Below are 25,247 nucleotides of genomic sequence, written 5' to 3'. Positions count from 1 at the left end.
CGAGCCGTGGCTCACAGGGCGCGGAGACCGGCGAGAATGCGAGCAAGAGTGGTCTGGTCGCGGAACCACCCGCGGGGTGTCGCTCCGTCGTTGCTCACCGAGCAGGTACCTCCGTCATGGCGGTAACCGCCAGGGGTCCGCACCGAGTGCGGCCCCGGTACCGCGAGATCGCCGGACAACACGGGCACGTGTCCCGGTAGTCGGCAGGGGCGGAACCCGTGTCGGCCGAGGTAGGGCCGGTTCTTCCGGGCGGTCACGAGTCGGGGTCCACGATCGTGGGCGGCCCGTCCTCGTCCGTCTCCGCCTCGGTGGGAGCGTCGCGGTACTCGCGCAGCGCGGCCGAGAGTTCGTCCAGCGCGTCGGCCAGGTCGTGCCGATCAGCGGCCGGAAGCCGCTTACCACCGAGCTTGTAGGCCGCCTCGTCCAACATCCACTGACAGCGGCGCAGCAGTACGGCCAGCTGCGTATGGGGCCGGCTCACCGGGAACCACCCCCGCCCGGCAGCCGGCCCAACAGCTTCGTGAGGGTGTCCCGCAGGGTGCGGGCCTGCTCCGCACTCCACCGGGTGCGGTTGTAGACAGTGGGAGTGATGATCGTCAGCCGACCACCCTCGACCGACAATCGCAGCGATTCGGTGCCGTCGTGCTCGACGGTGTTACACCGCACCAACACGGGTTCCGTTGATCTCGTGGTCATGCCCGTAGCGTGGTGCGTTCGGCTGTGAGTACGAGGTATGTGTTCACGTACCCATCGGAGAGGTACAAACTGTACCCCCGCAGGAAGTTAGACGGTCAGCCCGAGCCGGTGTGCCAACCCCCGTGCTTCCGGTTGCACCATGCGCCCGCCCAACGTGACCAGCTCGCCCGCGATGCCGCGGGACAACGGATGGCAGCGCATGGACTCTTCACTGACGTTGGTGGCGCGCTGCAACACGTACAAGGTCGCCGTGTGCTCCCTGCGTTGGTGGTAGGCCCGTGCCGCTTCCAACCACAGCCGTGCGCGCCGATCGACCGAGGGCACTTGGTCCGGATTGATCTGCTCGGCCACATCGATGGCTTGGCCCGACTTACGCAGGTCGACGTGCACCGATACCCCGGTCACGTCCGTATTGGCACGGCCGAACAGCGTCCACGGATGCGCGTAGTCAGCCGGAAGCCGGTCGGCCATGTTGTTTGCTTGATCGAGATGGCGCAGCGCGTCGCCTTCGCGGCCGAGCCGGGCCGCGGTGATCGCGGCGTGCAACCGGCATGAGCCCCACAGCGCTCGCGTGCCGTCGCCGGACGTGTTCAGGTGCGGGGCGAGCAGATCGGCCGCATCGGTGACCAGCCGTAGTGCGTCCTCTTCACGACCGGTCGCACGCCACACGTTGCCCAGTACCCACGCGGCACCGGCCAACGCTTCGGGATCGTCGGCCTGCTCGGCCGCGGACATGCACCGATCCGCTGCCAGCCACAACAACGCTGAATCAGCTACCCACGCGAGCACCTGCTCGGAGAGTGCGTAGGCCGCCGACAGTGCCACGTGTGCCTGCCTGCGCTGGTCACCGTCGAGTGCTCGCGTGGCGTGACGAGCCTCCCGGATGATCTGCGGCAGTACCGCGCCGACCGAGGCTCGCGGAGTTGGGGAGGTGTGCCACAGGTGCCAGGCGTCCGCGGTTCGTTGGTGCAGCGTCGCAGAATCCGGCACCCGTTCCGCCGAAACGCTGAGCATGGTCTCTTCGATGGCTTCACGCATCGCGGGCACGGCTTCGTGCGTTGCCCGGCCGGTCGCTCCCATCGGTGGCTTGTCGCCGGTCAACTCGGCGAGATTCTGCACGCCGAGCGCGTCGGCCAGCTGAACGAGTTTTTCCCAGCGCGGTGGGTGTAGCCGGCCCTTTTCGACGGCTTTCAGCCACTCCCCGGAACGCCCCACCAGACCAGCCAGCACCGGGCGCGACTTGCCTTGCCGCTCCCGGATGATCTGAATCCGTTCCCCGATCGTTTTGTCTGCGAGCTCATCGGCCACACGGACCACCCTCTTCGCGGAAGTCGCCCTCTTCGCGAGCCCCCGGCCCGTCGACCGGGGGCAAAACCTCCGCGAAGAGGTACGCACCGAGGATAGCCGGAACGCGATCAGGTGACGAGATGTTGGGGAGTCTCTTCCGCTCCAGTCACTGGCCGATGACGCCGCCGTCCGCGATACGAAGGACCGCTCCGCCAGCTACTTCACCACCACCGGCATCCAGTGGGCCGCATTCATCGACGCGGTGAAGGCGGAGTGGTTCGACTGACCGCCGAAACAGGAACGCCCCCGGTTCGCCGGGGCGTTTTTTCGTGTCCTACCTGGCTAGAGAGCTAAACCGTTGTTTGTGTTTCCGAGAAGAAGCTGAAGGCCACCGTCTGCACGAAGATCCAGGCGACCACGGAACTGTCCCGCAGGCTCGGTGGAACGACGGTCACTCTCGGCCTCCCCGCTCCGCGCGCTCGGCGGTGGCGACCCCTTCGGGCTCGGCGACATCGGCTGTCCCGCCGTTGCCGGACGCCTCGGTGGGCTTACCGGTGAGGCTGAGGAACGCGTCGTCGAGGGTGGGGCGGTGCAGTCCCACGTCGTGCACCTCGATCCCCGACTCGCCCAGCCGGCGTACCGCCTCGATCAACGACTTCGAGCCGTCGTTCACGGCCACCTGCAACCGGCGGCTCTGCGCGTCGACCCGCGGGGTGTCGGAGCCGATCCCGGCGAGCACCTCGGCGGCGGTGTCCATTTCGGTCGTCTCGTCGACCACCAGCTCCAGGCGTTCGCCCCCGACCAGCGCCTTCAGCTCGTTCGAGGTGCCGTTGGCGATCACCCTGCCGTGGTCGATGACCGCGATGGTGTCGGCGAGCGCGTCCGCCTCCTCCAGGTACTGGGTGGTCAGCAGCACGGTGGTGCCGTCGTCGACCAGTTCGGCGATGAGCCGCCAGGTGTCCATCCGCCCGCGCGGATCGAGCCCGGTGGTGGGCTCGTCGAGCATCACCACCGGGGGTCTGGCCACCAGCGCGCCCGCGAGGTCCAGGCGTCTGCGCATCCCGCCCGAGTACCCCTTGGCGATCCGGTCACCGGCCTCCCGCAGTCGGAAACCGTCCAGCAGTTCACCGGCGCGCGTTCGCGCGTCCGGGCGGTTCATGCCGTAGAGCCTGCCGACCATGTAGAGGTTCTCGCGACCGGTGAGGTTCTCGTCCACGGCGGCGTACTGCCCGGAGAGACCGATGGAACGCCGCACCGCGTTCGGCTCGGTGAGCACGTCGTGCCCGGCCACGGAAGCGCTTCCGGCGTCGGGACGCAGCAGGGTGGTCAGGATGCGCACGGCGGTGGTCTTGCCCGCCCCGTTCGGCCCCAGCAGCCCGAGCACCCGCCCCTCGCGAGCCGAGAACTCCACCCCGTCCAGCGCGCGGTTGGTACCGAAGTTCTTGACCAGTGATTCGGCGCTGATCGCCGTAGCGGAGGTCATCGCGGGAGCCTCCATCCGCTCGGGTGGGATACGTGGCAACTCTAAGCGGGGCGGCCGTGTCACGCGCGACCGCGCGCAACCGAGAGCTCCCGAACCGGCCGTTGAGCCGGGAAAAGTGCCGACATTCGGGTCTTACGACCGGTCTTTCCTTGGCAGAAGTTACTACTAGGTAATATACTTGGGTTACCGATGAGTAAGGGCGTGGTACCTGGCCCGCCCGCACGATTCAGCACGAGGGAGCCACGCCATGGGCCATTACAAGAGCAATATCCGCGACCTCGAATTCAACCTCTTCGAGCTGTTCGAAGTGCAGAATCGGCTGGGCAAGGGCGCGTTCGAACAGGCCGACGAGGACTCGGCCCGGGGCGTGCTCACCGAGCTGAACACCCTCGCCACCGGCCCGCTGGCCGATTCCTTCGAGGAGGGTGACCGCAACCCGGCCCAGTTCGACCCCAAGACCGCCTCGGTCACCCTGCCCGAGGGGTTCAAGAAGTCCTACCAACAGGTCATGGACGGTGAGTGGTGGCGGCTGAGCCTGCCCGACGAGCTGGGCGGCTACGGCATCCCGCCGTCGGTGCAGTGGGCGGCGGCCGAGCTGATGCTGGGCTCCAACCCCGCGATATTCATGTACATGGCCGGGCCGAGCTTCGCCACCATCCTGTGGGAGAACGGCACCGAGCAGCAGCAGCGCTGGGCCGAGCTGATGATCGATCGCGGCTGGGGCGCGACGATGGTGCTGACCGAGCCCGACGCCGGTTCCGACGTGGGCGCGGGCCGCACCAAGGCCGTCAAGCAGGAGGACGGCAGCTGGCACCTCGAAGGGGTCAAGCGCTTCATCACCTCGGGCGACCAGGACATGACCGAGAACATCATGCACCTGGTACTGGCCCGGCCAGAGGGCCCCGGTGTGGAGCCCAAGCCCGGCACCAAGGGGCTGAGCCTGTTCCTGGTGCCGAAGTACCACTTCGACGACAGCACCGGTGAACCCGGCGAGCGCAACGGCGCCTACGTCACCAACGTCGAGCACAAGATGGGGCTCAACGCCTCGGCGACCTGCGAGGTCACCTTCGGGCAGCACGACGCCCCGGCCAAGGGCTGGCTGCTGGGCGAGGTGCACGACGGCATCGCACAGATGTTCCAGGTCATCGAGTACGCCAGGATGATGGTCGGCACCAAGGCCATCGGCACCCTGTCCACCGGCTACCTCAACGCGCTGGAGTACGCCAAGGAGCGGGTGCAGAGCGCCGACATGCCGCGCTCGACGGACAAGACGGCACCCCGCGTCACGATCACGCACCACCCGGATGTGCGGCGCATCCTGATGCTGCAGAAGACCTACGCGGAAGGGCTGCGTGCCGTCTACTGCTACACCTCCGACTACCAGGACCGCATCGCGCAGGCCAAGACCTCCGGTGAGGACGTGAGCCTGTACGAGCAGATCAACGACCTGCTGCTGCCCATCGTCAAGGGTGTCGGCTCGGAGCGGGCCTACGAGATGCTCACGCTGTCGCTGCAGACCCTCGGTGGCTCGGGCTACCTGCAGGACTACCCGATCGAGCAGTACATCCGCGACGCCAAGATCGACAGCCTCTACGAGGGCACCACCGCGATCCAGGCGCAGGACTTCTTCTTCCGCAAGATCGTCAAGAACAACGGTCAGGCGATCGGCCACGTGGCCAACGAGATCCAGCGGACCCTGAACTCCGCCGAGGCCGACGAGCGGCTCAAGGAGGAGCGCGAGCTGCTCGGGCAGGCGCTGGACGACGCGCAGGGCATCCTCGGAGCGCTGTTCAACTTCGCGACCTCCGCGCAGGAGGACGTCAACGAGATCTACAAGGTCGGCCAGCAGGCCGTGACCCTGCTGATGAGCATGGGCGACGTGCTGATCGGCTGGCTGCTGCTGCGCCAGGCCGAGATCGCGCTGCGCGCGCTGGACGGCGGGGCCACCGGCAGGGAGGCCGCGTTCTACAACGGCAAGGTCGCCGCGGTCCGGTTCTTCGCCAAGAACGTGCTGCCGGAGCTCTCCTCGCGGCGGAAGATCGTGGAGAACACCGACAACTCGCTGATGGAGATCGACGAAACCGCGTTCTGATCCCCGGATCGCGCTCGTGACGACTCACCCGCGCCCACCGGCACCACCGGGAAACCCGGCGGGACCGGTGGGCGCGGTTTCGTCCGTTCGGTGTCTCTCGGCGCGGCGTAAATTTCCCACGAAATCGCCGCGCGGGACGGCGGATACGGCCCCGGGCCCCGTCGATTTCTCGCGAAATCGCCGCGCCCGGGAACCGGCAACGCACTCCTCGAACTCAGCTCGGGTCGACGAGGACCTTCAGCGCCTTCCGGTCGGCCATGTCGCGGTACCCGTCCGGAACACCGTCCAGTTCGGTCCGCTGGTCGAACACCCGACCGGGGTCGAGCTTGCCGTAGAGCACGTCGGGCAGCAGCTCGGGGATGTAGGCGCGGGCGGGGCACACCCCGCCGGAGATGCCGACGTTGCGCATGAACATCTCGCGCACGTCCACGCCGTCGCCCTCCTGCGGGACGCCGACGTAACCGACCCGGCCGCCCTCGCGGGCCAGCCGCAGCGCGGTTCGCAACGAGTCGCCGGTGCCGACGCACTCCAGCACCGAGTGCGTGCCCTCGCCACCGGTCAGCTCGCGGACGCGTTCCACCGCCTCGTCGCCGCGCTCGGGCACCACGTCGGTGGCGCCGAACTCCACGGCGAGGTCCGTCCGATCGGTGTGCCTGCCCATGACGATGATGCGCTCGGCACCGAGCCGGTTGGCCGCGAGCACCCCGCACAGCCCGACCGCACCGTCACCGACGACGGTGGCGGTGCCGCCGGGACGCACCCCGGCGGAGACGGCGGCGTGGTGTCCGGTGGGAAGCACGTCGGCCAGTGTCAGCAAGCCGGGCAGCAGCTCGCTGTCCGGCTCCACCGGCAGGCGGACCAACGTGCCCTCGGCATGGGGAACCCGTACCGCCTCACCCTGGGCACCGTCCGAACCGGGCGAGCCCCACAGGCCACCGTTGACGCAGGAGGTCTGCAGTCGCTCCCTGCAGTAGGTGCAGTGGCCGTCCGACCAGGTGAACGGTGAAACCACCAGATCACCGGCACGCAACCCGTCGACCTCGGAGCCGGTTTCCTCGACGATCCCGACGAACTCGTGACCGATGCGACTGCCCGCGCCGTCCCGCTCCATGCCCTTGTAGGGCCAGAGATCGCTGCCGCAGATGCAGGTGAGGCTCACCCGCACGATCGCGTCGGTGGGCTCGGCCAGCACCGGGTCGGCGACGTCCTCGATCCGGACGTCGCCCGCACCGTGTATGACGGTGGCGCGCATGAAACCACTCCGTTTCGGATGGAGACCTTCCACCCCGTCACACGTATGGAGTAGTCGCGGGATTCCGGCGAACCGGCGCACATCCGCGAAACGTGCGGCATCACACCCGGCGCGCTCCCGGAGTGTGCTCGGGCGACTACTCCTCGCCCTTCTTCTTCGCGCACTCGACGATCGGCTGCGGATCGTAAACCGTCTTCTGCCGGTCCTTCGTCACCTCACCGGTCTCGAGATCCTTCCTGATCCGCGTGTCGCGAACCGTGAACCCCTTCTTGCCGCTGGTGGCCACGCACTCCTCGTCCGCGGGCACGGTCATCTTCTCGGGTTCGGTGACGTCGGTCTTGTCGCTGGTCTCGGACTCGACCTCGTACTGCTTGGTCCCCCAGAAGGTCACGCTCACCGACTCGGGGGTCCACGCGGTCTTGATCAGGATCCCGCTGTCGGAGACGTTCTTGAACTTGACGTCGATCACGCTGGTGCCGTCGGGACGCTGGAACACCGTCGCTTCCCGCCCCATCGGGTAGCGGCTGATGTAGTAACTGTGCGCCTTGTGCTCCACGTCCTTCATACCGGCCAGGTAGGAGGCGTTGTAGAGCGTGGTGGCGAACTGGGAGATGCCACCGCCGACGGCCTCGTCGGGACGCCCGTCCTTGATGATTCCGGAGGCGATGTAGCCCTGTTCCTTCTGGCGGACACCGGTGTGGCCGTTGAGGCTGAACGTCTCACCCGGTTCGACGAGCGCGCCGTCGACCTCCTGGGCGACCCGTTTGATGTTCACCCCGGAGTTCTCGCTGAACCCACCAGTGGTGAAGGTACTGACCTTCTCCTCGATACCGAGCTTCTCGGCCTGTTCGGTCGTCAGCTCCGCCGGAACGTCCTTGTAGACCGCCTCGATGGTGTCCGAACCGGACTTGGTGAGTTTCTCCCGCAGCGGCTCGAACGTCTTCTTCCAGTCGATGCCGCGTCCGGTCTCGGAGGGCTCGACGGTGGGTTGGCCGTCCTCGAACACGAAGGAGGCGCTCTCGCCCTCCTTGAGGGTGGACTTCAGCTGCGGCTTGACGACCTCCCTGGCCGCGGGCACGTCGAGATACCAGTTCAGACCACCGGAGTCGTTGGGTTCGAAACGCAGCGCCGCGGCGATGTCGGCGGGCGCCAGGGTCGCCTGCACGCCGTCGCCGTTGACGGTCACCGGCCCCGAGACCGCGGGACGGGCGACCCCCTCCAGCGCCCGGCGCACACCCGCCTCGTCGGTTCGGACGTCCTCCTTGGTGTAGGGCAGCGAGACCGGCTGGTTGCCCACCCAGTCGCGGACCACGACGTCCATCGCCCGATCCATGTCCACGTTCCTGCCGGTGACGGGGAAGACCGGTACCGGTTCGGAGCCCTCGAACCGGATGGTTCCCTCCACCGGTTCGCGATGCAGGTCATTGTGCACCTGCTTCAGCTGCGCACGGAGCTTCTCCCGATCCACGTTGCTCTCCGGGGTCACCTCGCGGGTGGTGAAGAAGGAGGTCAGCCTCGTGATCGGGTTCAACGGCTGTGAACCGGCCTTGTCCAGTGTGGCGTCCCAGTCCATCGAAAGCCCGGCCGCCTGGGGCTCGATGCTGCTGGTGGCTTTGCCGACCTGGAGCTGGATGGGCTCGCTGAGCGAGTCGTCGAGCCGGGAACGCAGCTCGCGCTCGGCCGCCGCTGGATCGAGCCCGCCGACGTCGACACCGGCCACCGTGGTACCGCGCGGCACCTGCCCACTGCTGAATGCCAGGTCACCGATGTAGAGCAGCGCCAGTACGCCGATCGTGATGCCGACCGCGAGGCCGGCTCGAAGTAAGGACTTGTTGTTGGGAAGACCGCGCCGGAAACGCGAGCCGCCCGACTCGCCCGGAGAACCCGATTCGTCCACGTGCGTTCCGAACGGGGGCTGCTGCGGATAGCCGGTCGGCGTCCCGAATCGCTGGTCCTGCCCGTACGGGGCCTGTTGGGGCTGTCCGTAAGGGACCTGCTGGGGCTGCTGGTGGCCGAACCCCGCGGTCGCGTTGCCGCTGTAGTGCTCGGGCGAAGCCGGTACGTAAGAGGTGGCGGCCGCGCCGGGGTCGACCGGCCACGCGCTCTCGGTTACGGCGGGAATCGTGTCGGTGCGCTCGGTGTCCCCCTCGAAGGGGACCGCCGTCGTCTCCTCCGCGATCGGAGGGATGACGTCGGTACTCTCGGTGTCCGCCTCCGGAGGGACACCGTTGCCGGTGCCCGTTCCCGCGGCACCGGTACTTCCGGTACCGGTCCCCGAGTCGGCGGAACCGCCTGGGGTGGTGCTTCCCGTTTCGGGGTTCGCTGCCGCCGCGGCCTCCGGTCCGGCGACGTGCGGCGGTGTCATACCGGGTTTCGTGCTCCGGCGGGACTCGTCGACGGCCTCGTCGTCGTCCGATCGTCCACCGGCGGCCGACTCCGACGTCCCGTCGGCGGCCGCGCCGCCGCTCGAAGCACCACTGCCGCTCAGATCACCGGTGAGAAACTGAATCCGCTCGGTCGGTTCGTCCGCTCGCCGATCCCGACCGCCCTCGGTGCGATCGGGACGTTCGTGGTCTTCCGGCACCGCGTCCCCTTCTTCTCGGTCTTGCGGCGGGGTCGGCGGCACGCTCGGGCCTGCCGACCGGCATCACCGGTACAGCCCGGCTGGGGAGGCCTCACACGGCTTCCGAACTGGTATCACGTGCGCCACAGCACACAGCGGCCACGCCGAACCGGACACGCACCTCGGTCAAAGATACAGACCGGTACCCTGCTCGGTCCGCTCGGAGGCGACGGCGTGCAGGTCCCGTTCCCGCAGCACCACGTAGATCTCGCCCTGCACCTCCACCTCGTACTGCTCCTCGGGGTTGAACAGCACCTGATCCCCGGTTTGGACACTGCGCACGTGGCTGCCCACACCGAAAACCTCGCCCCAGAGCAGGCGTTTGGCCACCTGGGCGGTCGCGGGTATCACGATGCCGCCGCTGCTGCGACGTTCACCGGACTCTTCGGAGACCCGCACCATGACCCGGTCATGCAACATCTGGATCTCAAGCTTGGCATCGGTCACCCGGAAAGTTTACGCGTCCGGTCGAGTCCGCCGAAGGCGCAGGGTAGGCCGCCGAGCCAAGCCACGGAACCGCGACGAGCCGGTCACTGCTCGTCCAGCCCACCCATGACCAGCGGCAACCGCTCGCTGCCACCACTGTCGAGCCGGACCGGCACTCCCCAGTCCTGCCTGGTCAGTCGACAAGCCGGATGCTCCACCTCGGAATCGTCGTCACAGCTGGCCGCCTGCGCGACCACGTGCAGCACCCCGTGCTCGATCCCCTCGGCCAGCACGAGCCGCCTGCTCAGCTCCGTACCGACACCGGCGCCCTCGACCAGCAAGTCCTCCGGGGAGGAGCTGATCTCGAGCCGGGTGGAAGGGCCGTAGCGCTCGTCCAACTTCTGCCCGGGCGGAGGGTCGAAAACCACGGTGAGCTCGACCTCACCGGGACTGATCTCGGTCGCCGGGCGGTTGACCCGCTGGGACCCGCCCTCGATCAGCCGCGCGGTCACCCCTGGCGGCACCGGGCGTTCCAGCCGGTGCGCGGTACTCGCCGCGACCACCAGCTCGCCTTCGGATGTGGTGGCGCCGGACGGCTCGGCGACACCGGTCGCCAGCGTCGAGACCTCCCCGGTGGCTGGTTCGTAACGCCGTACCGCGCCGTTGTAGGTGTCGCAGATCGCGACGGTGCCGTCGGGCAGCACCGCGACACCGAGCGGGTGTTGCAGCAGCGCATCCGAGGCGGGGCCGTCGGAGTGGCCGAAGTCGAACAGGCCCTTGCCGATCGCGGTGTGCACCTCGAAAGCGTCTGCCGCGGGCTCCACCCAGCGCAACGCCGAGGTCTCGGCGTCGACGAACCAGAGCCGCTCCTGCTCGCCCGCCCCCGCGACGGCGAGGCCGGAGGGCTGGGCGAAGAACGCCTCGGTCGCCGGGCCGTCGCGCAACCCCTCCACGGTGGTGCCCGCGAACCGGGTGATGCTCTCCGCCACGGGATCGAACAGCCCCAGGGTGTGGTTCCCGGCCATCGCGATGACCACACCGCCCGCCGGTTCCCACCAGGTCACGTCCCACGGGCTCGTCAGCGCCGTTCGCGACGCCGCACCGGAATCCGGCTCGTCGCGCCACTGCGCACCGGTTCCAGCGACCGTGACGACCGCACCGTCGGCCAGCCGCAGCCCGCGCAGCAGGTGATTGACCGTGTCGGCCACCACGACGTCGTAACCGACCCGCGCCGCGACCCGCTCGGGCAGCAGTGCCATGCCACCGGGCTCGCTGAACGAGGCGAATTCGGCCTCCCCGTCGGCGTCGCCCCTGCGACCGGTTCCGATGCGCCGCAGCGGGGTCTCGCCGTCCGCCGCGAACTCGACCAGCGAGTGTCGCGACGAGTCCGCGACGAGCAGGGTTCCCCCTTCCAGACCGAGCACCTTCGTGGGGAAGCGCAGCGTGGTCTCCGGCTCCGGGGCCTCGACCCGGGGTTCGGCACCCCGGTGGAGGGTGCCGCGCCGCTCGTGCTCGGGCACGAGCTCGCCGAGTATCCGGCGCAGCGCTTCGACGTGCCCCTCCCCGGCAGCCTGGTGCACCACGTAGCCCTCGGGATCGATCAGCACCAGGGTCGGCCACGCCTTGACCGCGTAGTCGCGCCAGGTCGCCAGCTCCGGATCGTCGAGCACCGGGTGGTCCACGCCGTAACGCTCCACGGCGGCGGCGAGCGCGTCCGGGTCCGCCTCGTGCTCGAACTTGGGCGAGTGCACGCCGATGGTGACCAGTTCCTCGGCGAACTCCCGCTCCAGCGGGCGCAGCTCGTCGATGACGTGCAGGCAGTTGACGCAGCAGAACGCCCAGAAGTCCAGCAGCACGAACTTCCCGCGCCGCTCGGCGAGTCGTGGTGTGGTTCCACCGGTGTTCAGCCAGGCGCGCCCGGAGGGTTCCGGGGCTCGGACACGGGCACGGCGGTTCTGCTGCGAAGTACTCACGTCCGTGCTCAACAGCACCGCACTCGGTGATGTTCCCTTGCGTGGCGCAGACAACCCACGTGGCACGGGCAACGAGCCGGCGTCCGAAGCCGAGGATCTCACCCGGAGATCGCGCCGAACAGGCGATCGGCGAACAGCACCTCCGAACCGGCCAGACCGACCGAGCAGTACACCGTGAGCTGATCGGAACTCTCCCGACCGGGGTGAGCGCCGATCAGGACATCGCCCAGCGACACCAGCCTCGCCGGATCGGCGAGGAAGTCGGGCAGAGCCGCCGCCTGCGACGGCGAGTCGCAGGTGACGACCGCCGCCCGTTCGAGCAGTTCAGGAGGCATCTCGTGCCTCGTTCGCCCCTTCGGCCCCACGGTCGTCACGTGCGCGCCGGGAGCGATGTCCGCCGAGTCGATCACCGGGCTCTCCGAGCGGGTGGCCAGTACGACGACCTCGGCGTCACGTACCGCCGAAGCCGGGGTCGCGACGGTCTCGGCGCGCAACCCCAGCCTGTCGCGTACCTCGGCCGCGAACACCTCGCGGTTGCGCTCGTCCCTGCTGTGCACCCGGACCAGTTCGGGGGAGCGGACGGCGCTGCCGGCCCAGACCTGGGTCCACGCCTGCTTGCCGGTTCCGATCACGGCGAGCGTGCTCGCTCGTTCGTCGGACATCGCTTCCACGGCGGCACCACCCAGGGCACCGGTGCGGCGGGCACCCAGTTCGTCCCCCACCACGATGCCGAACAGACTTCCCGCGGCGTCCCACAGCGCCACCAGCTGATCTCCGGCGGGTGTACCGGCACGGTAGGCGCGGAAACCGCTGACACCGCCCGGCAGGCCACCGGTGGTGTAGTAGTAGTCGAGATCGCCGAGCTCGGCGCTGACCCGGGGAGGTGCGGCGAGCTCACCACGAGCGAACCGGCGGAGGGACTCTCGCGCGGCGTCGACGGCCACTTCGGGATCGACGGTGACGACGTCGGCATCGGTAAGTACGCGCATGTGCCGATGTTCGCAGCGCTCCCGGCCCCGATCATCAGTCGCGTGACTACACATGGGCGGTGCCGCGTCCCGGTCGATGGCTCCGACTACGAGTCGCCGGCCCCGGAAGATCGGGCGCGAGGACCGGTGAACTTTCGTAGCGACAGAACCGTATCCGATTGCCGGAAAACGAGAACGGCGCGCACCGAACGTCGGGGGGCGTCGGTACGCGCCGGGAAACGATCCGCGTCGAAACCGATTCACGCGATATCGGAATCAATTTCATTCGCGGTTTCCGCGATATCGCCGGTCGTGCTCCGGGGGACAGAGCACGACCGTTCGGTGTTTTCGGTTCTTCACCGGCAACACCGCATCACCGCGTTCACTTCGCACACGTACCCGGACGCGGCCACCGGGAACGAAGCACGAGGCCAGAACGATCTCGACGGACCGGAACGACCTCGACGGATCAGCCCCGGATGATCGGACTCGGCTGATCAGGCCGCCTCGGACATCCGCCTGTCCAGGGGTCCGTGATCCGCCGGGATGACGTGATCCACCGGAGTCAGCGGGGTGAGGTCACCGGAAGTCGACATGTCGTACTCATCGCTCTCCTCGGAATTCGGAGGGGAGCGATTGATGCGTTGCGGAGTACGGTGGTCGCTTACGTAGAACACGCTTGCCGCCAAGATCGGAAGCAGTGCACCGATCATCACGATGGCAATGTTCATGGTGCCTCTCCTTAAGGCTGTCCGAAACACTGAGTGATTTTTCGATCACTCAGGGTGATCATTATGGGGCTATGGCATCGCCCTGCCGTACAGATCGTCCTGTCATACAGGTCGCCCTGCCATACAGGGATGCCGTTATCGGACTCGTCGCTCTCGCGACGAAGAGACACCTCGTCCGGCGCGTGGGAATCCACCCGTTGGGCGAGGACGTATGGGAGGCGCCTACCTACCGTTCACCGGCAAGCAGAACACCGGGGGTGGTGAGCTCCGCGATGCTGCCAGGTCGGGGGTCCGACAGCATCGCGGAGTCACCCCGTTCATCGTGCCTGTACATCAAAGCGTTACACCCTCGACGTAGTGTGTCTCGGATCACATTTTGCGATCGAGTCACGATGTCGATCGATCGGGAACACGAACCGTCCTCAGTACGATACGGACAGTCATACCCGGAGGGGAAAGTGTTCTTCGGACGGGTTCCGAAAACACTTGATCACCGTGTTGGTCCCCGACCGACGAACGGAAACCGAACCGGTGCGAATTCCCGAGCGGGGCAACCAATGTAGCGCGGCTCACGGAACGGGGCACGGCGAAAACCTACCGCCCCGTCCGCTCCGCGAAACGACGATCACAGTCCATTTCGGACCAAGGCCGCACGGGAACGTGACCGCCCGGGCCCGGTACGGCCGGACGAGCACCGGAACCCGAGCGGAGCCCCGATCAGCGTTCGACGACGGCGGTGAGCCCCTGGCCACCGGCCGCGCAGATGGACACGAGTCCACGACCGGACCCACGCTCCGCCAGCAGCTTGGCCAGGGTCGCCACGATCCGCCCACCGGTCGCCGCGAAGGGGTGCCCGGCGGCGAGCGAGGAACCGTTCACGTTCAGTCGCTCGGTGTCGATCTCGCCCAGCGGTTCTCCCCTGCCCAGTCGCTCGGCGCAGAACTCGGGATCCTGCCAAGCCCGGAGCGTGCACAGCACCTGCGAGGCGAATGCCTCGTGGATCTCGTAGAAGTCGAAATCGCCGAGCGAGCCGCCCACCCGGTCCAACAGCCTCGGCACGGCGTAGGCGGGAGCCATCAACAGCCCCTCGTCACCGCTGACGTAGTCCACCGCATCGGAGACGAAGTCACCGATGTAGGCCAGCACCGGCAGCTGGTGTCGCCGCGCCCACTCCTCGCTGGCGAGCAGCACCGTGGCCGCGCCGTCGGAGAGCGGGGTGGAGTTGCCCGCGGTCATGGTGGCCCGCTCGCCCCGCCCGAACACGGGTTTGAGCTTGGCGAGCTTTTCCGTCGAGGAGTCCGGCCGCAGGTTCTGGTCGCGCGTGAGTCCCTGGAACGGGGTGACCAGATCGTCGAAGAATCCCCGATCGTAGGCGGCGCCGAGCCGCTGGTGACTGCGGGCGGCCAGCTCGTCCTGCTCCGCCCGCTCGATGCCCCACGCCTCCGCCGTCCTGGCGGCGTGCTCGCCCATCGAGAGCCCGGTGCGGGGTTCCTCGTTGCGGGGAATACCGGGTACGACGTGCTTCGGCCGCAGGCCGGTCAGCGCCCCCAGCTTGGCAGCGGTGCCCTTGGCGTGATTGGCGCGCAGCAGCACCCTGCGCAGCTCGTCGTTGAGCTCGATCGGCGCGTCGCTGGCCGAGTCCACACCGCCCGCGATGCCGGACTCGAGCTGCCCGAGAGCGATCTTGTTCGCCACGGACACGACCGACTCCAGGCCGGTGGCGCAGGCCATCTGCACGTCGTGCGCGGGAGTGCGCGAGTCGAGACCGGAGCCGAGCACGACCTCGCGCGCCAGATTGAAGTCGCGGCTGTGCTTGAGTACCGCCCCGGCGACGAACTCACCGACGCGCTGTCCGGACAGTCCGTAACGAGCCACCAACCCGTCGAGGGCGGCGGTGAGCATGTCCTGATTGGACGCACGCGCGTAGGGACCACCCGAACGTGCGAACGGGATTCGGTTGCCTCCGACGATGGCGACCCGGCGAGTTGTGGACATGGCCGATTCCTCCGCACAGCTGGTCGACGAACACCCGGAACGGCGCCGGGCATGACTGGAAACTTAACCTACCGACGGGTAGCTTATGCGTCGAGTGCCGGTCACGCATGGAGGAGTTGCTCGTAATGGCGGATCCGTACAGCAAGCTGGTCACATCCCGGTACGGGCGGCAGTTGGCCAACCGTCTCGGGCTGCCCACCCCCACCCCGCTGCGCAGGTACCGACCGGGTGAGCCGCTCGTCTCCGGCCCCGTACTGCTCGGGGAGACCGAAGGGGGCAGGCTCGGCGAAGCCGTGTCCGAGACCCTGCGGAGGGCGAACGCCGAGACGCACCGCAGTCGGGACGACGACGCCGAGTACGCGGCGCTGGTCTTCGACGCCACCGGAATAACGGGCAGCACCGAACTCGGGGAACTGCACGAGTTCTTCGGCGCCACGATCCGGCGAGTGGGCAAGTGCGGCAGGCTGATCGTGCTGGGCACCCCGCCGGAGGAGATCGACGATCCCGCGGAGCGAACCGCGCAGCGCGCGCTGGAAGGATTCGTGCGCACCGCGGGCAAGGAGCTCAAGCGCGGCGCCACGGCCCAGCTGGTCCAGGTCTCGCGGGGCGGGGAACGGGCGATCGACTCCACGCTGCGCTTCCTGCTCTCGTCGAAGTCGGCGTTCGTCTCCGGCCAGGTGATCCGCGTCGGAGCGGCCGAGGCACCCACCGCCGACGAAGCGCGACCGCTGCGCGACAAGGTCGCGCTGGTCACCGGCGCGTCACGAGGCATCGGCGCCGCCATCGCCGAGACCCTGGCCAGGGACGGGGCCCACGTGGTGTGCCTGGACGTCCCCGCACAGGGGGAGGACCTGGCCGAGGTCGCCAACCGCGTCGGCGGTTCGACGCTCCAACTCGACATCACCGCCGAGGACGCGCCCCGGCAGCTGATCGAACACGTCGAACAACGGCACGACGGGCTCGACATCGTGGTGCACAACGCGGGCATCACGCGGGACAAGACCATCGGCCGGATGAGCCGGGACCAGTGGGAAGCGGTGCTGCGGGTCAACCTCGCCGCCCAGGAACGGATCAACACCGCGCTGCTGGCCGACTCCTCCCCGCTCCGCAACGGCGGCAGGCTGGTCGGGATCGCCTCGATCAGCGGTATCGCGGGCAACGTGGGGCAGGCGAACTACGCGACCTCCAAGGCCGGAGTGATCGGCCACGTGCAGGGCCTCGCGCCGCGCGCCGCGGAACGCGGCGTGACGATCAACGCCGTGGCCCCCGGATTCATCGAAACCGCGATGACGGCGGCCGTACCGCTGTTCGTGCGCGAGGCGGGCCGCAGGATGAACAGCCTCTCGCAGGGCGGGCTCCCGGTCGACGTCGCCGAGACCATCGCCTACTACGCGGATCCTGGGTCGGCCGGAGTGAACGGCAACGTGATCCGCGTATGCGGGCAGAGCCTGTTGGGTGCTTGAGGGGTTCGGCGGCTCGGTTGGCGTGGGTAGTTCGGTGGCGGAACCTCTCGCACGGCTCTCACTGCGGGTGCCCCGACATCGGGTAGCGGACCTGGGCAAGTCCTGTGTAAGGGCCCGAGCAGCAGCATCCGTAGCAGGACGGACGAGCCCGATTACGACAAGTCGCGGCGGATTACCGCAGGAAGGTGAGACGAGGATGCCGACCGAGGAACTGAGCGAGTCGCCGAACCTGGGCGCGCTTTACCTGAAGGCAGCGGGAACCGCACCGCTGCGGCGGGCCGGGCGGGACGCCGAGCTCCCGGACACCGAGTACGTCCGCTCCGGGATCACGATCGACCGCGAGCACCTGGCGGACTACAACCGGCTGTGCGGGTTCGGCACCCGCGACGAGCTGCCGATCACCTATCCGCACATCACCTCGTTCCCGCTGGCCGTGCGGCTGATGACCGATCGCGACTTCCCGCACCCGCTGGTCGGCCTGGTGCACGTCGCGAACCGCATCACGCGGTACGAGCCGGTGTCGGTGACCGACTCGATGACCCAGCGGGTGCGGCTGGCGAATCCGCGCCGCCACCCGAAGGGACAGCGGTTCGACGTGATCACCGAGACCAGCGTCGACGATCGGCTCGTCTGGAGCGAGACGAGCACGTACCTGCGACGGGGTACCTCGGACGACTCCGTCCCCAGGCCGGAGGGAATTCCGGAGGTGACCGCCGAGACTCCCACCGCGGTCTGGCGGCTGCCCGCGAACCTCGGCAGGCGCTACGCGGCCGTGTCCGGTGACCGCAATCCGATCCACCTGCACCCGCTCACGGCCAAGGCGTTCGGCTTCCCCCGGACGATCGCGCACGGCATGTGGTCCAAGGCCCGCTGCCTCGCCGCCTTCGAGGGCAGACTGCCCGACGCCTGCACGGTCGAGGTGGAGTTCGCCAAGCCGGTGCTGCTTCCCTCCAAGGTGGACTTCACCGAACAACCCCGCACCGAGCAACCCGGCGAGGCGGACCCGGCGAAGCTCTTCGCGCTGCGCTCCGCCTCGGGCAAACCACACCTGAAGGGGCGCCTGCACGGCCTGCCCGAGTGATCCAGCTCCCACGTGGTACCCGGCCGCCCGTGAGGGAACTCGCAGGTCAGTTACGCTTTGCTCGTAACGCCGACCATCCGCGCCCGCGGTAGCGGGACGGATCCGCACAGTTTCCGGAGCGACGCCCGTGGCCCGAGTCGTTGTCGACGTAATGCCGAAGCAGGAGATCCTCGATCCGCAGGGACAGGCGGTTGCCAACGCGCTGCCCCGGCAGGGGTTCGAGGGAATCTCGGAAGTCCGTCAGGGGAAGCGGTTCGAGCTGGAGGTCGACGACGGCGTCGACGACGACACGCTCGCCCGAATCGCGGAGAACTTCCTGGCCAACCCCGTGATCGAGGACTGGGCCGTGCGCCGGGTGGAATCGTGAGCGCCGCCGGGGCCAGGATCGGGGTCATCACCTTCCCGGGGTCGCTGGACGACGGCGACGCCCGCCGCGCGGTGCGCCGGGCGGGTGCCTCGGACGTGGCGCTGTGGCACGGTGACGCCGACCTGCACGGAGTGGACGCCGTGATCGTCCCCGGCGGGTTCAGCTACGGCGACTACCTGCGTTGCGGCGCCATCGCCAAGTTCGCCCCGGTCATGACCGAGGTGGTGCGCGCGGCCGGGCAGGGCATGCCGGTGCTCGGGGTGTGCAACGGGTTCCAGGTGTTGTGCGAGGCCGGGCTGCTGCCCGGCGTGCTGACCCGCAACTCGGGGCTGCACTACGTCTGCCGCGACCAGTGGCTGCGCGTGGACAACAACACCAGCACCTGGACCACCCGCTACGAACCCGGCGCCGAGCTGCTGATCCCGATCAAGCACGGCGAGGGCCGCTACGTGGCCGAGGAACCGGTGCTGGACCGCCTGGAGGGCGACGGCCGGGTGCTGTTCCGCTACGTGGACGGCAACCCGAACGGCTCGCGACGCGACATCGCCGGAATCACCGACGAACGCGGCAGGGTCGCCGGGCTGATGCCCCACCCCGAGCACGCCGTCGATCCACTCACGGGGCCCACCGACGACGGCCTCGGCATGTTCCTGTCCGCCCTCGACACCCTGGTGGCAGCATGACCGACCCCACCCGCGAAGCCGCGACGCAGGACCCGGCCACGCCGAACGGCGCCGAACCGGTGGACAGCGTCGAGCAGGCCGCACGGACCCCCGAACTCGACCAGCCGTACCGCGAGCTCGGCCTCGCCGACGACGAGTACGAGCGCATCCGCGAGATCCTCGGAAGGCGCCCCACCGAGGCCGAGCTGGCGATGTACTCGGTGATGTGGAGCGAGCACTGCTCCTACAAGTCCTCCAAGACGCACCTGAAGTACTTCGGCGAGACCACCACCGACGAGATGCGCGCCAAGATGCTGGCGGGCATCGGTGAGAACGCGGGAGTCGTCGACATCGGCGACGGCTGGGCGGTCACCTTCAAGGTGGAGAGCCACAACCACCCCTCGTACGTGGAGCCCTACCAGGGCGCGGCCACCGGTGTCGGAGGCATCGTGCGCGACATCATGGCGATGGGCGCGCGTCCCGTGGCGGTGGCCGACCCGCTGCGGTTCGGTCCGGCCGACGCCGACGACACCCGCCGCGTACTGCCCGGTGTGGTGGAGGGAGTCGGTGGCTACGGCAACTGCCTCGGGCTGCCCAACATCGGCGGCGAGGTGGTCTTCGATGAGTCCTACGCACGGAACCCGCTGGTCAACGCGATGTGCGTCGGCGTGCTCAAGTCCGACGAGCTGCAGCTGGCACACGCCACCGGAGCGGGCAACAAGGTGATCCTGTTCGGTTCCCGCACCGGGTTGGACGGCATCGGCGGTGTCTCGGTGCTGGCCTCGGAGACCTTCAGCGGCGACGAGACCGGCAGTGGTCGCAAGAAGCTGCCCAGTGTGCAGGTGGGCGATCCCTTCACCGAGAAGGTGCTCATCGAGTGCTGTCTGGAGCTCTACGGCTCGGACCTGGTCGTGGGGGTCCAGGACCTCGGTGGCGCCGGGCTCTCCTGCGCCACCTCCGAGCTGGCGGCGGCCGGTGACGGCGGTATGCGGATCGATCTGGACACGGTGCCGCTGCGTGCCGAGGGGATGAACCCGGCCGAGATCCTGTCCAGCGAGTCACAGGAGCGGATGTGCGCGATCGTCCGCCCCGAGGACGTGGACTCCTTCATGGCGGTCTGCCGCAAGTGGGACGTGACGGCGACGGTCATCGGCGAGGTGACCGACGAGGAGCACCTGCGGATCGACTGGCGGGGCGAGTGCGTGGTCGACGTCCCGCCCCGGACCGTGGCCGACGAGGGGCCGATCTATCAGCGCCCGGTACGGCGCCCCGCGGAACAGGACCTGATCGCCGCGGACGACGCGAACACCCTGTCGCGCCCGGCCACGGCTGCCGAGCTGCGCGAGACCGTGCTGCGGATGGCGGCCTCGCCCAACCTGTGCTCCCGGGAGTGGGTGACCGGCCAGTACGACCACTACGTGCGAGGCAACACCGTGCTGGCGCAGCCCTCCGACGGGGGCGTGCTGCGGGTGGACGAGGAGACGGGCCGCGGCATCGCCGTGGCCACCGACTGCAACGCCCGGTACACCAGGCTCGATCCCTACGAGGGTGCGCGGCTGGCGCTGGCCGAGGCCTACCGCAACGTCGCGGTCACGGGCTCCAAGCCGGTGGCGGTCACCAACTGCCTCAACTTCGGCTCGGCCGAGGATCCCGGCGTGATGTGGCAGTTCCAGCAGTCGGTGCGGGGGCTGGCCGACGCGGCCGCCGAACTCGGCATCCCGGTCACCGGCGGCAATGTGAGCTTCTACAACCAGACCGGTGGTGACCCGATCCTGCCGACACCGGTCGCCGGGGTGCTCGGGGTCATCGACGACGTGACCGCCCGGATCCCCACCGGTATCGGAGCGGCGCCGGGTGAGTCGCTGCTGCTGTTGGGAGACACCCGCGAGGAGTTCGGCGGTTCGGAGTGGAGCCGGGTGGTGCACGGCCACCTCGGCGGTACCCCGCCGCGAGTGGATCTGGCGCGGGAACGGCTGCTCGCCGACGTGCTGGGGATCGGATCGCGAGACGGGCTGATCTCGGCCGCGCACGATCTCTCCGAGGGAGGACTGGCCCAGGCGCTGGTGGAGATGTCGCTGATCGGTGAGACCGGGGCGCGGATCGTGCTGCCGGAGGAGGCGGACCCGTTCGTATGGCTGTTCGCCGAGTCGGCGGGTCGGGTCGCGGTGTCGGTGCCGCGCGGTGCGGAACTGAAGTTCACCGAGCTCTGCTCGGCGCGTGGTCTGCCCTGCTCGAAGATCGGCGTGGTGGACGACGAGTCGCGGGCGCTGGAGATCCAGGGCGTCGGCGACATCCCGCTGTCGGAGCTGCGGGAGGTGTGGGAAGGCACGCTTCCCCGACTGTTCGGCTGATCGCCTCCGGGTGAGTGCCGTCGACACCGACGCCTGTCGGCGGCACTCCTCCTCGGACCCCGCAGCGGTGATTGTCCGTGTGGTTGTTTCTGTGGTCGGGTTGCGGTACGTGAGTCGGCGTCGCGCGGTGCCGCGCCACTCCTGGGTGGTTCCCTCAAGCGATGAGCGGTCCCGTCCCGCGACGCGTCCGACTCACCCGCGAGCCAACCGTTCGAGCTGGTCGTAGGAACCGTTGAACAGGTTCTTGTCCAACGGGGACGAGGTGTACTGCCAGAAGGTGTGGAACCCCCATCCGTGCGGTAGCGGACCGATGTAGTCGTTGTAGCGCGCGACCCACAGTGGATTGGTGTCGCTGAAGTCGGCGGCCACGCACTTGTTCCACCAGCTGGTGCTGGTGTAGATGGCGGGATTCCTGCCGGTCAGTTTTCGATAGGTGTCGCTGAAGTCCCGGATCCAGTCGGTCATGGCCGCCTTGCTCTTGCCGTAGCAGGTGGGGCCGTACGGGTTGTACTCGATGTCCAACGCGCCGGGCAGGGTTTTGCCGTCGGCGGACCAACCACCTCCGTTGGCGACGAAGTAGCGCGCCTGGGCGGCTCCACCGGAACGGTCGGGCAGTGCGAAGTGGTAGGCACCCCGGATCATTCCGACCTTGTACGAGCCGGTGTACTGGTGATTGAAGTCCGGACTGGTATAGCCGGTCCCCTCGGTGGCTTTGACGTAGGCGAACCGCATTCCCTTGTTCCACCAGTGTCGCCAGTTGACCCAGTTCTGGTGGCCGCTCACGTCCATCCCCTTGACCGAGGGATTGCGTGCCGCGGCGGGATCGGCGGACGGATCACCGCCCTCGTTTTCACGGATCTGCGAGCCCATCTCGTGGCCCGCCCGCTGCTGTGCCGACGACGAGTCGCTCACGGCCTGCGCGGAGGTGCCCAGCAGCAGTACCGCGCCGAACAACGCTGATAAGGCAACGGTCAGCGCTCGGGCGCGACCACATCCCCTCGAACGGTGCATGATTGTCCCCTCGTGCTCGTCCCGCGGCCCGGGGGCGTGGCGTCGGTCCCCACGGGTAACCGCCGTTGTGGAATTCCGGTCGTGCGTGAAAGACTGCGATCGTTCCACCGCACCACTAGATATCGTGTTACCTTTTCACCACAATGAGGCAAATCGGACAACGCGCGTTTCGCAAAACTCGACCCGTTCGGGTGACATGATCAGCCGATTCGATCTTTGTCAGCACTTCCCGCCAATTCACAGCGGCTAGCTACCCTGGGCGGCAACAGGTTCCGCGTTCGACCGACGGGTGGCATCGGCCGTATGCTCCCCACGTACTTTGCGCGGGCGACTACGAGAAGCGGAGGGCGCCGCGGGCATGACCGGCTGGACAGCGCCTGTTTCAAGCGCTCACGAGGTGACGGGTGTGGACGGACAGCGCAAACGGGACTTCGCCGCTGCCTGGAGCCGGGCGCTCGTGGGGACCAGTTACGTGCCGATGACCGGCGCGGAAGTGGAAGAGCTGCTGGAGGGCTACACCGACCAGCTGGCCGAAGCGTTGCTGAGCGAGCCGCAGAACACCGACGCCGCTCGCGAGATCGGTTCCGAGCTGGTGTCGGTGCACTTCACCGGCGCCGAATCCCTCGCGAGGACGATCGAGAACGTCGGGGAGCACATGCTCCCCGCGTTCGGCATCGCGGAGAGCCCCGAGATGCGAACGCGCGTTTCGGCGATACAGTCCGCGATCTCGGCGGGATTCATGCAGGCGGCCCGCAAGCGGACCCTGGACGAGCAGGAAGCCATCCGCCAGGCCGTGCTGGACGCGCGCGACTCCGTCGAGCAGGCGCTGCGCACCAGCGAGGCCAGGTTCCGGGCGATCTTCGCCGAAGCCGCCATCGGTATCGGGATCGCCGACACCGAGGGGCGGATCATGGAGGCCAACGCCTCGTTGCGGCGGATCCTGGGACGCACCTCCGAGGAACTGCGCGGCCTAATGGTCTACGACCTGGTCGACCCCGAGGACAACGACACCGTCTGGCGGGTCTACGAGGAACTCGTCCGCGGCGAACGCGAGCAGTACCGGGTCGAGAAGCACTTCACCCGCCCGGACGGAAGCAAGTCGTGGACCGAGCTGATCGTGTCGCTGGTGCGCGGTGAGGACGGCCTGCCGCTCTACCAGGTCGCGATGATGGAGGACGTCACCGACCGCAAGATGCTGCAGGACCGGCTGCGGCACCAGGCCCTGCACGACCCGCTGACCGGCCTGCCCAACCGTGCTCTGTTCCTGGACCGGCTCACCGAGGCCCTGCGCGAGGACTCCGAGAACACCAAGCGAACCGACCGGGTGGCGCTGTGCTACATGGACCTGGACGGCTTCAAGGTCATCAACGACAGTCTCGGACATCACGTGGGTGACGACCTGCTGGTGACCGTGGCACAGCGCCTCGACGAGGCCGTGCGGGGGGAGGACCGGCTCGTCGCGCGGATGGGCGGGGACGAGTTCGTGATCCTCATCCAGGGATCGCAGGGCACGCAGCAGGCCATCGAAGTGGCCAACCACGTGCTGGAAACCCTGGTTTCCCCGATGCGGGTCGGCAACCAGGAGCTCGCGGTCTCGGCCAGCATCGGGATTCTGGAGCGCTCCACGGCGGGACAGACACCCGCCGAACTGATGCGTGACGCGGACGTCACGCTGTACTGGGCCAAGGCCGAGGGCAAGAACCAGTGGGCGCTGTTCGACACCGAACGCAACGCGAGCGAGGTCGCGCAGTTCCGGCTCTCGGCCGCCATGCCCGCGGCGCTGGAACGCGAGGAGTTCTACGTCGACTACCAGCCGCTGGTGGAGCTCGGCGAGTACACCGTCTCCGGCGTGGAGGCGCTGGTGCGGTGGTGGCACCCGGAGCTGGGCAGGCTCGGCCCCGACCGGTTCATCGGCCTCGCCGAGGAGACCGGCATGATCGTCCCGCTGGGACGTTGGGTGCTCCGCAAGGCGTGCGAGCAGGCAAGGGCCTGGCAGGACGAGTTCGGGCGGGACGCGCCGTTCATGAGCGTGAACCTGGCCGTGCGGCAGTCCCGGGACCCCAACCTCGTCTCCGACGTCACCGAGATTCTCGACCGGACTGGTCTGGACCCGGCCAAACTGCAACTGGAGCTGACCGAGAGCGCGATCATGGGCACCGCCGACGAACCGCTCGAGGCCCTGCGCACACTGTCCCGGATGGGAGTGCGCATCGCGATCGACGACTTCGGCACCGGCTACTCCAACCTGGCCTATCTACGGCACCTGCCCGTGCACGAACTCAAGATCGCCGGTTCGTTCATGGAAGGACTGGCCGACAGCGAGTGCATCGATCCGGTGGACGCCCGGATCGTGAGCACCCTGGTCGACCTGGCACACACCCTGGGGCTGACCGTGACCGCCGAGGGCGTCGAAACCCGCGCCCAGGCCGAGCGGATGAGCGAGATCGGCTGTGAAACCGGGCAGGGCTGGCTCTTCGCGAAACCGGGTGCCCCGGACGCGGTACGGGAACTGCTGACCGCCGAACAGCACCGGTGACACCGGAACATCCGAGTGACGCCGGAACATCCGAGTGACGCCGGAGTGTCCCGAGGACGCCACCGGTGCGACCGGCTTCCCCGCGTCGGCCGGCTTCCCCGACGTTGTCGGGATGAGCTCCCGGAACCGAACTCCCGGACCACGCCGCCGACCCTGCCGTGGGGCCGGACGTGGTCGCTGCCGAACGTGGTCGCGGCCGGGAGCCGGCCGCGGCGGATACGCCGTGCCGACTCGCGACGGCCGCGGACCG

20 protein-coding genes are annotated in these 25,247 nt (G+C 68.4%); 8 read left to right on the top strand and 12 right to left on the bottom strand.

What is annotated here, in order from left to right; genetic code table 11:
- Positions 1-253 precede the first annotated feature (253 nt).
- From BM394_RS22450 to BM394_RS13455, 3 genes are all read right to left on the bottom strand, one after another.
- On the bottom strand, positions 254-481 hold the full coding sequence (locus BM394_RS22450; protein WP_139235219.1) for a hypothetical protein: 228 nt from the start codon (positions 479-481) through the stop codon (positions 254-256).
- Positions 478-696, bottom strand: coding sequence for a hypothetical protein (locus BM394_RS13460; protein WP_245780174.1), 219 nt, complete (start codon positions 694-696; stop codon positions 478-480). The genes BM394_RS22450 and BM394_RS13460 overlap by 4 nt, the downstream gene beginning before the upstream one ends.
- 87 nt (positions 697-783) lie before the next feature.
- Positions 784-2,004: a helix-turn-helix domain-containing protein gene (locus BM394_RS13455; RefSeq protein WP_245780173.1), complete on the bottom strand. Its 1,221-nt coding sequence runs from the start codon at positions 2,002-2,004 to the stop codon at positions 784-786.
- A 148-nt stretch (positions 2,005-2,152) separates the two neighbouring features.
- On the opposite strand from BM394_RS13455, the gene BM394_RS13450 reads away from it, so the two are divergent.
- Positions 2,153-2,269: a DUF397 domain-containing protein gene (locus BM394_RS13450; protein WP_092978396.1), complete on the top strand. Its 117-nt coding sequence runs from the start codon at positions 2,153-2,155 to the stop codon at positions 2,267-2,269.
- Between the two features lie 165 nt (positions 2,270-2,434).
- On the opposite strand, the gene BM394_RS13445 is transcribed toward BM394_RS13450, so the two are convergent.
- On the bottom strand, positions 2,435-3,466 hold the full coding sequence (locus tag BM394_RS13445; RefSeq protein WP_092978394.1) for an ATP-binding cassette domain-containing protein: 1,032 nt from the start codon (positions 3,464-3,466) through the stop codon (positions 2,435-2,437).
- 247 nt (positions 3,467-3,713) lie between these two features.
- On the opposite strand from BM394_RS13445, the gene BM394_RS13440 reads away from it, so the two are divergent.
- Positions 3,714-5,558, top strand: coding sequence for an acyl-CoA dehydrogenase (locus tag BM394_RS13440; RefSeq protein WP_092978242.1), 1,845 nt, complete (start codon positions 3,714-3,716; stop codon positions 5,556-5,558).
- A gap of 214 nt (positions 5,559-5,772) precedes the next feature.
- Here BM394_RS13440 and BM394_RS13435 read toward each other — a convergent pair whose 3' ends face one another.
- The 7 genes from BM394_RS13435 to BM394_RS13405 form a co-directional block, all read right to left on the bottom strand.
- Positions 5,773-6,810 carry a zinc-dependent alcohol dehydrogenase family protein gene (locus BM394_RS13435; RefSeq protein ID WP_092978240.1) on the bottom strand — a complete coding sequence of 346 codons (1,038 nt, stop codon included), beginning with the start codon at positions 6,808-6,810 and terminating at the stop codon, positions 5,773-5,775.
- A gap of 136 nt (positions 6,811-6,946) precedes the next feature.
- On the bottom strand, positions 6,947-9,394 hold the full coding sequence (locus BM394_RS13430) for a VanW family protein (RefSeq protein WP_175530092.1): 2,448 nt from the start codon (positions 9,392-9,394) through the stop codon (positions 6,947-6,949).
- Between the two features lie 165 nt (positions 9,395-9,559).
- Positions 9,560-9,880 carry a GroES family chaperonin gene (locus BM394_RS13425; RefSeq protein WP_092632434.1) on the bottom strand — a complete coding sequence of 107 codons (321 nt, stop codon included), beginning with the start codon at positions 9,878-9,880 and terminating at the stop codon, positions 9,560-9,562.
- Positions 9,881-9,963: 83 nt separating this feature from the next.
- On the bottom strand, positions 9,964-11,832 hold the full coding sequence (locus BM394_RS13420; RefSeq protein ID WP_092978390.1) for an NHL domain-containing thioredoxin family protein: 1,869 nt from the start codon (positions 11,830-11,832) through the stop codon (positions 9,964-9,966).
- Positions 11,833-11,930: 98 nt separating this feature from the next.
- Positions 11,931-12,821 (bottom strand): ornithine cyclodeaminase family protein, encoded by an 891-nt coding sequence (locus tag BM394_RS13415; RefSeq protein ID WP_092978238.1) that lies wholly within the window; start codon positions 12,819-12,821, stop codon positions 11,931-11,933.
- Positions 12,822-13,297: 476 nt separating this feature from the next.
- On the bottom strand, positions 13,298-13,531 hold the full coding sequence (locus BM394_RS13410; RefSeq protein WP_092978236.1) for a hypothetical protein: 234 nt from the start codon (positions 13,529-13,531) through the stop codon (positions 13,298-13,300).
- Between the two features lie 717 nt (positions 13,532-14,248).
- Entirely contained in the window at positions 14,249-15,526 is a 1,278-nt protein-coding gene (locus tag BM394_RS13405; protein WP_092978234.1) for an acetyl-CoA C-acetyltransferase, read from the bottom strand.
- A 125-nt stretch (positions 15,527-15,651) separates the two neighbouring features.
- Here BM394_RS13405 and BM394_RS13400 point away from each other — a divergent pair, with 125 nt between their 5' ends.
- The 5 genes from BM394_RS13400 (at position 15,652) to purL (ending at position 21,450) form a co-directional block, all read left to right on the top strand.
- Entirely contained in the window at positions 15,652-16,989 is a 1,338-nt protein-coding gene (locus BM394_RS13400; protein WP_092978388.1) for a 3-oxoacyl-ACP reductase, read from the top strand.
- A 196-nt stretch (positions 16,990-17,185) separates the two neighbouring features.
- Positions 17,186-18,070 (top strand): MaoC family dehydratase, encoded by an 885-nt coding sequence (locus tag BM394_RS13395; RefSeq protein ID WP_092978232.1) that lies wholly within the window; start codon positions 17,186-17,188, stop codon positions 18,068-18,070.
- A gap of 127 nt (positions 18,071-18,197) precedes the next feature.
- Positions 18,198-18,437, top strand: coding sequence for a phosphoribosylformylglycinamidine synthase subunit PurS (gene purS, locus BM394_RS13390; protein WP_092929888.1), 240 nt, complete (start codon positions 18,198-18,200; stop codon positions 18,435-18,437).
- Positions 18,434-19,120, top strand: a complete 687-nt coding sequence (gene purQ / locus BM394_RS13385; protein WP_092978230.1) for a phosphoribosylformylglycinamidine synthase subunit PurQ — start codon at positions 18,434-18,436, stop codon at positions 19,118-19,120. The genes purS and purQ overlap by 4 nt, the downstream gene beginning before the upstream one ends.
- On the top strand, positions 19,117-21,450 hold the full coding sequence (gene purL / locus BM394_RS13380) for a phosphoribosylformylglycinamidine synthase subunit PurL (RefSeq protein WP_092978228.1): 2,334 nt from the start codon (positions 19,117-19,119) through the stop codon (positions 21,448-21,450). Before purQ ends, purL begins: the two co-directional genes overlap by 4 nt.
- Before the next feature lie 192 nt (positions 21,451-21,642).
- On the opposite strand, the gene BM394_RS13375 is transcribed toward purL, so the two are convergent.
- Positions 21,643-22,461 carry a lysozyme gene (locus BM394_RS13375; protein ID WP_092978226.1) on the bottom strand — a complete coding sequence of 273 codons (819 nt, stop codon included), beginning with the start codon at positions 22,459-22,461 and terminating at the stop codon, positions 21,643-21,645.
- Positions 22,462-22,819: 358 nt separating this feature from the next.
- Here BM394_RS13375 and BM394_RS13370 point away from each other — a divergent pair, with 358 nt between their 5' ends.
- Entirely contained in the window at positions 22,820-24,997 is a 2,178-nt protein-coding gene (locus tag BM394_RS13370) for a putative bifunctional diguanylate cyclase/phosphodiesterase (protein WP_175530091.1), read from the top strand.
- Positions 24,998-25,247: the final 250 nt, after the last annotated feature.

Source organism: Actinopolyspora lacussalsi subsp. righensis, from assembly GCF_900116555.1.
Classification (GTDB): Bacteria; Actinomycetota; Actinomycetes; order Mycobacteriales; family Pseudonocardiaceae; genus Actinopolyspora; species Actinopolyspora lacussalsi.
This window is presented reverse-complemented; position numbering and strand designations above follow the sequence as displayed.

Bases quoted from the DNA above. Each gene is read 5' to 3' on its own strand.
- BM394_RS13460 (WP_245780174.1), bottom strand. From the start codon at position 696: ATGACCACGAGATCAACGGAACCCGTGTTGGTGCGGTGTAACACCGTC.
- BM394_RS13445 (WP_092978394.1), bottom strand. From the start codon at position 3,466: ATGACCTCCGCTACGGCGATCAGCGCCGAATCACTGGTCAAGAACTTC.
- BM394_RS13440 (WP_092978242.1), top strand. From the start codon at position 3,714: ATGGGCCATTACAAGAGCAATATCCGCGACCTCGAATTCAACCTCTTC.
- BM394_RS13435 (WP_092978240.1), bottom strand. From the start codon at position 6,810: ATGCGCGCCACCGTCATACACGGTGCGGGCGACGTCCGGATCGAGGAC.
- BM394_RS13415 (WP_092978238.1), bottom strand. From the start codon at position 12,821: ATGCGCGTACTTACCGATGCCGACGTCGTCACCGTCGATCCCGAAGTG.
- BM394_RS13410 (WP_092978236.1), bottom strand. From the start codon at position 13,531: ATGAACATTGCCATCGTGATGATCGGTGCACTGCTTCCGATCTTGGCG.
- BM394_RS13405 (WP_092978234.1), bottom strand. From the start codon at position 15,526: ATGTCCACAACTCGCCGGGTCGCCATCGTCGGAGGCAACCGAATCCCG.
- BM394_RS13400 (WP_092978388.1), top strand. From the start codon at position 15,652: ATGGCGGATCCGTACAGCAAGCTGGTCACATCCCGGTACGGGCGGCAG.
- BM394_RS13395 (WP_092978232.1), top strand. From the start codon at position 17,186: ATGCCGACCGAGGAACTGAGCGAGTCGCCGAACCTGGGCGCGCTTTAC.
- purL (WP_092978228.1), top strand. From the start codon at position 19,117: ATGACCGACCCCACCCGCGAAGCCGCGACGCAGGACCCGGCCACGCCG.
- BM394_RS13375 (WP_092978226.1), bottom strand. From the start codon at position 22,461: ATGCACCGTTCGAGGGGATGTGGTCGCGCCCGAGCGCTGACCGTTGCC.
- BM394_RS13370 (WP_175530091.1), top strand. From the start codon at position 22,820: ATGACCGGCTGGACAGCGCCTGTTTCAAGCGCTCACGAGGTGACGGGT.